Annotated in this window: 1 protein-coding gene; it reads right to left on the minus strand. The window is 41.4% G+C overall.

The window, feature by feature from the left end:
• Positions 1–117 precede the first annotated feature (117 nt).
• Positions 118–577: gliding motility-associated C-terminal domain-containing protein (locus IM797_RS28210; protein WP_194130568.1), on the minus strand; the 460-nt coding region annotated here is incomplete at its 5' end.

Here is a 577-nt window from a genome sequence, read left to right on the forward strand (position 1 = left end):
ACAGACTTGTAAAGGCAATCAGGGCAAGTGTTTTATATGTTGTTCTCATTTGTTTTTTTATTTAAAGTATTGGCTGTTGAGACCTTGACATCATTCAGGATCTCAACAGCCAGGGTTTTAGTTCTGTCTAACGATAGTAATAAAACCTTTAAACACCTGTCTGCCCGGACCAAAATCAATGGCGTAATAGTAAGTACCTTCAGAAAGTGGTAAACCATTTAACGTACCATCAAAACTGTTGTCATAACCTTTTTTACTGAACACCAAACGTCCACTTCTGTCAAAGATCTTCACTTGGTTGTTCGGATAAAAATCGATGTTCTCAATGATCCATTTGTCATTGTAACCATCGCCGTTCGGACTCAGGATATTGGTCGCTTTGATTTTAGCAAGGTCGTCCAGTACCGTAATGGTAAAGGTTTTCGTCTCGCTGCAACCACTTGCATTGGTACCTGTTACGGTGTAGGTTGTTGTCTGACTAGGTCTAACCTGTAAGGTCGCAGCATTTACCGCACCAATGATGCTGTTGTCTGCAGACCAGGTATAACCAACCGCACCGGTCGCATTTAAAAACACC

The sequence above is a fragment of the Pedobacter sp. MC2016-24 genome, assembly GCF_015223055.1.
In the GTDB taxonomy this organism is placed as follows: Bacteria; Bacteroidota; Bacteroidia; order Sphingobacteriales; family Sphingobacteriaceae; genus Pedobacter.